Here is a 6,000-nt window from a genome sequence, read left to right on the forward strand (position 1 = left end):
AACAATCAATGACTGATGAACAAGCAGTAACTTGCCCAAAATGTGGCTCGACAGACTTAACACGACGTGATCATGAACAACTTTTAGGCAAAGCAGGAAGTGTCTTGCTGACCTCTGCAGGTGCAGCAGCTGGCACGGTAGGCGGTGCAGCATCAGGGGCTTCAATTGGTGCTGCAATCGGTACGGTCGCTGGACCTTTGGGTGTGATTGTTGGCGGCACTGTCGGTACATTTGTGGGGGCAATCAGTGTAGGTATCACTGGTGGTTTTTTAGGAAATCGCTTTGGTAAAAAAGCGGGTGTGATTGTCGATCAAAATATTTTCTTTGATTATCAATGCCAAAAATGCAAATATCGCTTTAATATCAAACAATAAAATCACAGGACTCGTCACATGATGCTTTTATCATAAAGCATCACGAACTTACAAAATGTCGAAGGTCCCAAAGTGAATCCAGATCATCTTGCATCGTGACTTTATTTTATAATTGTGGCTTTAATACGCATGGCTTTATTTTATAAAAGAATCAAAGCAGTATTAAAGCCAGTGTCTGCTTAACGATTTAACTTTTGAACGATTTCACCTAAACGCTTACCCTGCTCAGTACATAATAATTTTTCATCTGTACTCAAACTTTGGTCATGACGTGGTCCACTGACATGACTCACCCCATAAGGTGTACCACCAGATTTGGTATTTGATAATGCGGGATGAGCATTGGTCAATCCCATAATCATCATTCCGTGATGAAATAACGGCGGTAACATGGTCAGTAATGTACTTTCCTGTCCACCGTGCATTGAACCTGATGAGGTAAAGACACAAGCAGGTTTATTGTGCAAAGCACCGTTTAACCAGAGACTGGTGGTTTGGTCCCAAAAATATTTCATTTCAGAAGCCATATTTCCAAAGCGTGTTGGAGAGCCAAGCGCCAAACCTGCACAGTTTTGTAAATCTTCCAAACTACAATAAATATCGCCTTCTTCTGGAATACTCGGTTGTGCTTCTTGAACCACCGTTGAAAGATGAGGAACTGTGCGAATTTTTACCGCCGTTCCGGTTGCTTCGATACCATTGGCAATCAAGTGTGCCATTTCTTTGGTAGATCCATATTTGCTATAGTAAAGTACGAGAACATAGGCTTGCATAAGTATGGGTTGATAATAGCTAAGACAATAAAACTATACGGTATTTTTCGGCTTTTTTGGGTAAGCTTAATAAATGAAACTGAAAGATATGCCGAAAAATAATTGAGATCAGAGATATATGTTTGAATTAATTAAAAAATTACCCTTCTATCAAAAAACTTGGTTTCAATTCATTCTTTTTGTAATACGTCGTTTTGAAGCAGATCGTTGTCGTGATCAAGCAGGATCACTGACCTATACCACTTTATTTGCGGTTGTCCCCATGTTGACAGTGTTCTTGGTCATCATTTCGTCGATTAAGGCGCTAGAACCTGCCAGACAACAACTCCAGCAGATGATTTACAGTAATTTTCTACCTAAAACCAGTATTGCTTTTGATAAAGCCTTTAATGTGTTTACAGAGAATTCAAGCAATTTAACCGTGATCGGGGTATTGTTTTTATTCATCACAACCGTGCTGATGCTGACCAGTATTGAAAGTGTGTTCAACCGTATTTGGCGCGTCAAAGAAACACGTAATGGCATCATAGGCTTTATGCGCTATTGGACGATTATTTCCTTAGGACCAATTTTGTTGGGCAGTGCCTTTGTGATTTCGTCTACATTGGCATCAATGAATGTACTCAGTAATAACTTTGCGGGCTATGAAGTAGATGGTACAGCCTTATTTGCAGTGATCTCTTTTGCACTCACCACTTTAGGATTTTTTATTTTATATTGGACGATTCCCAATCGTAGCGTTCCAATCAAGGCAGCTGCTATCGCTGGAGTATTTGGCGCTGTTGCTTTTGAATTACTAAAAAATCTGTTTGGTTTTGTGATGACCAATTTCACCAGCTATACCTTAGTCTACGGGGCATTTGCTGCTGTACCAATTTTCCTGTTATGGATATTTTTATCTTGGAATATCGTCTTATTGGGTGTGGAAATTAGTTATGCCTTAACTGCTTTTCATACAGGCAAGATTCAGACGCGCCACCCTGTACTGATGATGTTGGACATCTTGGAATTATTCTATAAAAAGCAAAAAACAGGACAAGTGGTCACGGATACTGAAGCTCTCGATATTTTAGGTCGTGGTGAAATTGGACGCTGGCCTCTTTACGTGCAGCTTTTAGAAAAGCAGAATTTGGTTAAACGCACAGATAACAACGAGTATGTATTGGTCAGAAATTTAGATGAAATCGATTTTTGGTCTTTCTATACTTCACTGCCTTATACACTGCCACGTCGTAAAGATGTCGAACATGTTCATGATGATGATGTGTGGATGAAACATATTGGTCCAACACTGATTGAGTCTGATGAATATTTGGCAGCCAAATTATCAATTCCACTTTCAACGATTTTAGATGATAAATAATTGAAATAAGTCACTGGCGCTAAGCATTTTCCATCCCACTGATCAGTCGGTGGCAATAAAAAATGCTTAGCCTTTTGCGATTGAAATACTGTTATTCAGACCACTCATTGGTCTTTACTTGAGAATAGAATTTCTTTTCAATCCAATGATGTAAGCTGACAATAATTACGCCCAACATGACCATTGCTGCACCAAAAAGAAAATTTAATTCAATCTGTTCATTCAGAAAAAGTACACCAAATAACATTCCAAAAATCGGAGTAAGAAAAGAAAATACCCCCAAGCGATTAGCCAAGTAATTTCGAAGTAGCCAAAACCACAGCATAAAACTGATAAACGACACCACAATGGTATGGAAAATCAGACTCCCAATAGCTAAACCTGTCCAATGAATTTCAGCTTGCCCCATCAGAAAAGCCAAAGGCAATAGCAATACACAGCCACCAACCAATTGATAGAATAAAGTTTGTGTCGGATGCGCATCCGATAACTGAGTTAAACGCAAAGAAATCGTGGTCAGAGCCCAAAGTAAGCCCGCAAGCAAAGCGAGAAAATCACCAAACAAAGTATTAGAAATCATCGCTTGTGTAGCAGTGCTGTGTACTTCTTCCCGACCTAAAAAGGTCACCACGATACCTAAAAATGCAATAAAAATTCCCACCCATTGCAACATGGAGAGTCGCTCTGCAGGAAGTTTCCAATGTAAACCCAGTGCTACAAAGATAGGTGCGGTATAGAGTAAAACTACGGTATGAGATGCAGAAGTATACCTAAGTGCTTCTGCTACGAGGAAAAACTCCGCTGAAAATAAAAATGCAACCCACATGCCTGGAAATAAATATTGTTTAGACCATAGCGTTGTCCCTTTTTGTCGCTGTATTAAGGGATAGACTAAAATTGCAGAAAGTCCTGAGCGAATGGCAATTTGCATCATGGGTGAAATATCTGCTGCTGCCAATTTAAGTACGACTTGTTGTAAGCCCCAAATCATACATAATCCAACCATCAAAGCAGATGCTTTGCGATCCAGCATTTTACGCGTATCCACGATATTGCACTCGAACTCAAGAGAATAGTTACACTATATTCCTGTCTGTTTTATAGAATATAATTCAAAGTAGACAAAGCATCATCTAATTCAGGCAATTTATCGTGGTCATAAGAAAAACAGTCCATGCAATGCATTTTACTCAACTCACGACCAATGATGAGATTATTGCCCCGCTTTGGCTTATTTTTCGACATGATCCTGCACAATCTATTTATCCTCAACACGGGCATGCTTGGGGAGAATTTATTTATGCATTCAATGGTGTTATGGAAGTGAATATTCATCAGATGAATTATATTACTCCACCACCTTATGGGGTTTGGTTACCTCCAAATACCCAACATAGTGGATTAAACCGGACCCCTGTTTCACATGCCACCTTATATATACATGAGTCACTTTGTCATGCCCTACCGCAACAAGCAGGGATTCTTTTAACCTCTCCGCTTGTTTCTGCCATTTTACAGCATCTCAAACAGCATTCACTTCAAGAGACAGAACCTGAATATTTAAGATTATTACAAGTCTTATTGGATCAACTTCAACATGCAGAACTCATTGGCAGCTATTTACCTCACACAGAACATCATGCGCTCAAGCAAATTTTAGATTTCTTACATGCCCATCCCGCTGATCAAAGCACCTTGGAAAGCTTGGCTAAACGAATCAATATGACTGAGCGTACTTTAGCGCGACTCAGTCAAAAGGAACTTGCTATGTCTTTGAATGAATGGCGACAACGCCTCAAAGTCATGAAAGCCATGTCTTTGCTGAATGAAGGTCGAACTGTAGAAAGTATTGCTTTAGATCTAGGTTATGCCAATGCCTCTGCATTTATTAATATGTTTAAACGTTGGATGATGCTCACACCAGATCAGTTTAGAAAATTATTTGATCATTAGACCGTTTTAACAATAAATTGAAATGGTCAATCTACTGAATATAATGATCAGTTAATTGAAAATAAAAACGTTTTAATAAATTAAAAAATTTTGACACATACAAATCAACTCCAATCCACTCGCCTATCTAAAAAGGCATATTTAGAAATCAATTTAGCTTCTTGTTGCAATTTCCCAAAATAATCCAACTTTTCTGCTTCTTCGATATCAAAGCGTTTCATCCATGCTTCTGCGCGATAGCCAGTAATCAAAGGATTTTCATCATTATTATGATTTCCCCGATGTAAACTTCCAATTTTTTCAACACGTAACGGTTTTAGAACTCGATTTAACAATACATAGGGAGCAGGTAATGGGTCTTCTTCAACAATAGCTTCTTGTTGCAATTTCCCAAAATAATCCAACTTTTCTGCTTCTTCGATATCAAAGCGTTTCATCCATGCTTCTGCGCGATAACCAGTAATCAAAGGATTTTCTTCATTATTATGATTCCCATAGTGTATTGCTCGAATCTTTTCAACACGTAACGGTTTTAGAACTCGATTTAACAATACATAGGGAGCAGGTAATGGGTCTTCTTCAACAAAGCCATTTAGAGCTAAATTTCCTGCCTGAATGACGATCCCTGTGCCATAGTCATAGCCAATAAACCAACTCATGGGCAATTCACTATTGAGCGCTTGTTCTTCCTTGATCGGATTAAACCATTCATAATTAATTGCTGTTAACCAACTCACGGTTTTTATTCCATTCAGTAGATTGTCTGACTCAAGATAAGGATTACCCACATCCATTGCCCACCATTTTCGAGATAAGTAGGCTTCCGTTAGTTCATTTTTATCATCTCGAATTCGTGAAATGATACATGCGTAACCATGCTTGGCTTTTAAGCGATTTGCAAATTTAATAAATAACTCAATAAAAATTTTCGTGTTTTTTTCTACCCATTCAATAGGCATAGAAAAAGTTAAGGTACTTTGATAAGTACCATTTATGATTTGCCATTTACTCGCACCACCAATATTAAATTCCCATGCTCCCGTTGCAAACTTTTCTTTACCACTGGTATATAAAAAACCCAGTGATTTCATTGGACTATAAAATTTAAAAATCTCACGTATGGGTTTTACATTTTTAAATTCTGTGCTATCAGAACCTGCTCCTTTGGGTGGTTCATCCAACCACAGCCATGTTAAATGATCTTTGGCATAAGTTTGATAATCATCAAAGCATTGGGCAATCGCTTCTCGCATGTCATCACTAAAGCCCTCTTTAAAATATAAAACTGCACGAATTGCAGGTATTGCACCCACATAATCTTCAGGACCACCTTTGGCAAAAAGCCCTCCACCAATCGCACCTTGTTCTTGTTGCTCAGCCCAAAATTTATATTCTTCTTCAGTTTTTAAATACATATGATAAACAGATTATCCTACCAATCTACTCGCCTATCTAAAAAGGCATATTTAGAAATCAATTTAGCTTCTTGTTGCAATTTCCCAAAATAATCCAACTTTTCTGCTTCTTCGATATCAAA

The 6,000-nt window shown here is 38.4% G+C and carries 6 protein-coding genes; 3 read left to right on the top strand and 3 right to left on the bottom strand.

What is annotated here, in order from left to right:
• The first annotated feature begins 8 nt into the window (after positions 1–8).
• Positions 9–374: a hypothetical protein gene (locus F938_RS17725; RefSeq protein ID WP_005033964.1), complete on the top strand. Its 366-nt coding sequence runs from the start codon at positions 9–11 to the stop codon at positions 372–374.
• Between the two features lie 179 nt (positions 375–553).
• On the opposite strand, the gene wrbA is transcribed toward F938_RS17725, so the two are convergent.
• Positions 554–1,147: an NAD(P)H:quinone oxidoreductase gene (wrbA, locus tag F938_RS17730; RefSeq protein WP_004825125.1), complete on the bottom strand. Its 594-nt coding sequence runs from the start codon at positions 1,145–1,147 to the stop codon at positions 554–556.
• Positions 1,148–1,265: 118 nt separating this feature from the next.
• On the opposite strand from wrbA, the gene F938_RS17735 reads away from it, so the two are divergent.
• The gene (locus F938_RS17735; protein WP_004825126.1) at positions 1,266–2,510 is read left to right on the top strand and encodes a YihY family inner membrane protein; all 1,245 of its coding nucleotides are present in this window, start codon (positions 1,266–1,268) and stop codon (positions 2,508–2,510) included.
• A gap of 91 nt (positions 2,511–2,601) precedes the next feature.
• Here F938_RS17735 and F938_RS17740 read toward each other — a convergent pair whose 3' ends face one another.
• Positions 2,602–3,543: a DMT family transporter gene (locus F938_RS17740; RefSeq protein WP_005033967.1), complete on the bottom strand. Its 942-nt coding sequence runs from the start codon at positions 3,541–3,543 to the stop codon at positions 2,602–2,604.
• A 146-nt stretch (positions 3,544–3,689) separates the two neighbouring features.
• Between F938_RS17740 and F938_RS17745 the strand changes: the two genes are divergently transcribed.
• Positions 3,690–4,463, top strand: coding sequence for an AraC family transcriptional regulator (locus F938_RS17745; protein WP_010591291.1), 774 nt, complete (start codon positions 3,690–3,692; stop codon positions 4,461–4,463).
• Between the two features lie 104 nt (positions 4,464–4,567).
• Here the strand turns inward: F938_RS17745 and F938_RS17750 are convergent, their stop codons facing one another.
• Complete coding sequence (locus F938_RS17750; RefSeq protein WP_005033969.1) at positions 4,568–5,878, bottom strand: type VI immunity family protein; 1,311 nt, start codon at positions 5,876–5,878, stop codon at positions 4,568–4,570.
• Between the last annotated feature and the right edge of the window lie 122 nt (positions 5,879–6,000).

The organism is Acinetobacter bereziniae LMG 1003 = CIP 70.12 (assembly GCF_000368925.1).
Classification (GTDB): Bacteria; Pseudomonadota; Gammaproteobacteria; order Pseudomonadales; family Moraxellaceae; genus Acinetobacter; species Acinetobacter bereziniae.

Bases quoted from the DNA above. Each gene is read 5' to 3' on its own strand.
- F938_RS17725 (WP_005033964.1), top strand. From the start codon at position 9: ATGACTGATGAACAAGCAGTAACTTGCCCAAAATGTGGCTCGACAGAC.
- wrbA (WP_004825125.1), bottom strand. From the start codon at position 1,147: ATGCAAGCCTATGTTCTCGTACTTTACTATAGCAAATATGGATCTACC.
- F938_RS17735 (WP_004825126.1), top strand. From the start codon at position 1,266: ATGTTTGAATTAATTAAAAAATTACCCTTCTATCAAAAAACTTGGTTT.
- F938_RS17740 (WP_005033967.1), bottom strand. From the start codon at position 3,543: ATGCTGGATCGCAAAGCATCTGCTTTGATGGTTGGATTATGTATGATT.
- F938_RS17745 (WP_010591291.1), top strand. From the start codon at position 3,690: ATGCATTTTACTCAACTCACGACCAATGATGAGATTATTGCCCCGCTT.
- F938_RS17750 (WP_005033969.1), bottom strand. From the start codon at position 5,878: ATGTATTTAAAAACTGAAGAAGAATATAAATTTTGGGCTGAGCAACAA.